The sequence below is a fragment of the Enterobacter sp. R-1.6.2 genome, from assembly GCF_035064085.1.
In the GTDB taxonomy this organism is placed as follows: domain Bacteria; phylum Pseudomonadota; class Gammaproteobacteria; order Enterobacterales; family Enterobacteriaceae; genus Enterobacter; species Enterobacter asburiae_B.
This window is the reverse complement of record NZ_JASEYI010000088.1, coordinates 1-1,514: the sequence shown is the minus strand read 5'-3', so window position 1 is coordinate 1,514 and position 1,514 is coordinate 1. Positions and strand designations below refer to the sequence as shown.

Genomic DNA, 1,514 nt, shown 5'->3' with positions numbered 1-1,514 from the left:
ATGAACCAGACCGTGACCTGTGATGCTGTTCGTCTTGAGGGTGCGCAGCGCCTGACTTTCCTGCCTGATTTGTTTGGCGGCGATTTTATGACGTCCGAGGCATCCGTGTACGCCTACGCCGGGCGTTACTGCCCTGAGTATCAGGGGGGATTCTGGCAGTTTTACCGGCTGCCGGAAGGCGGCGGATATATGGCACCAGACGTGGAGAGCCTGACCCTGTGCAATCCGGATAACTGGTTTGAGCAGACTGTCAGCGGGGAAGTGGCGGGGATCATCCTCACGGCACTGGTACTGAATCACCGGAGCTGGCACCAAAGTAACCATGACCATGAGGAACTGTGCCGCCACTTCTGCCGCCGTTATGAGCAGCTTATGGCATTTGCTGATACCCATCCTGAAAGCGCCACCATCTGGCGTGCCCTTGACTGACTGACCACGGGCGGCGATGCCGCCCGATTAAAGGAGAAAAACATGATTGGTACAGCAAGAGAAATTGCCCTTGAAATGCTGCGTTGTTCCGACCTCGATGGCGAGAAGTACGTTTTCGCCAGCTGGAACCGAAATGATATCCGTTGCGTCTGCCTGGACTGGGATTTGAACGATGAGGAACTGGATGAAGTCCTGCGCCGGCTGAGTTCCTGCCTCGAAAGTGGTGCGGATATCGGCCAGATACGGGCGATAGTCGAAACCATGCTCGATGAGCGACACGAGAAGCGAAGCGTGACTATTCCCGCGAAATCGCTGGCATTAGTCATGCAGCTTGCAGGGAAGGAAATGGAGCGTATTGCTGTATGCGCTGAGGATGGTGGCGGATCAGCAGAAGAAACCCTGAAAGAAGAAAACGACGTCATGATGAGCCTGCGCGCTGCGCTCGAGGCCTGACAGAGAAGCCGGAGGCGTTGCCTCCGGAAACTGAAACAAGGAAAACACCATGCAACTGTCACCGGAAACCCGCAGTATCCTGCGCCAGTATAAAACGCTCATCAACGAGCGACGTCGTGCATCCGGACTCAGCCCTGTAACCACCGCGAAAGTACTTGATGAGATATGCGAATCTGCTACCCGACAGTGTGCCGTCTGGCTTTGCGGCCACTTCATTCTCCAGGGCGGTCAGGGGGATGGACAATAAATAATCCGGGCGGGGCATATGCGCCGCCTGTTCGCGCGCGAAAACCCTGTCATCCCTTCGGGCTGACGGGGCGGCAAGGCCAGCGCCTGCGGCGCTGCCCCCTCCCGCCCTGATGTTAGCCCGGGTCGATGCAGATGAAAGCCATTGTGAGGGCAAATTGTCACGGATACGGTCCTGCGTGGCGTGGCGTGGCGTGGCGTGGCGTGGCGTGGCGTGGCGTGGCGTGGCGTGGCGTGGCGTGGCGTGGCGTTGTCGCCAGCTCTGAAACCCGATCAGCAAATCCTCTGAAAACACCTGAATCCTTCTTCTGGCCCCCTTCGGCTCCCGGCCCGCGTGGCGGTCCGGTCGTCGAGCCCCACTCCGCCAGGTCGGCTGCTGACGCACC

Annotated in this window: 3 protein-coding genes and 1 pseudogene; 3 read left to right on the top strand and 1 reads right to left on the bottom strand. The window is 58.7% G+C overall.

Going from position 1 to position 1,514, the window contains the following annotated elements; translation table 11 throughout:
• From QMN93_RS25865 to QMN93_RS25855, 3 genes are all read left to right on the top strand, one after another.
• The coding region (locus tag QMN93_RS25865) for an antirestriction protein (RefSeq protein WP_323620235.1) at nt 1-429 on the top strand (429 nt) is incomplete at its 5' end.
• 42 nt (nt 430-471) lie between these two features.
• On the top strand, nt 472-882 hold the full coding sequence (locus tag QMN93_RS25860) for a DUF1380 family protein (RefSeq protein ID WP_063417402.1): 411 nt from the start codon (nt 472-474) through the stop codon (nt 880-882).
• A gap of 49 nt (nt 883-931) precedes the next feature.
• A complete protein-coding gene (locus QMN93_RS25855) occupies nt 932-1,129 on the top strand; it encodes a hypothetical protein (protein WP_074166943.1) in 198 nt (65 codons plus the stop codon).
• A 160-nt stretch (nt 1,130-1,289) separates the two neighbouring features.
• Here the strand turns inward: QMN93_RS25855 and QMN93_RS25850 are convergent.
• Nucleotides 1,290-1,514: pseudogene (locus QMN93_RS25850) on the bottom strand (hypothetical protein); the annotation flags it as partial.

Excerpts from the sequence above, each read along its gene's own strand:
- QMN93_RS25860 (WP_063417402.1), top strand. The coding sequence starts at position 472 with ATGATTGGTACAGCAAGAGAAATTGCCCTTGAAATGCTGCGTTGTTCC.
- QMN93_RS25855 (WP_074166943.1), top strand. The coding sequence starts at position 932 with ATGCAACTGTCACCGGAAACCCGCAGTATCCTGCGCCAGTATAAAACG.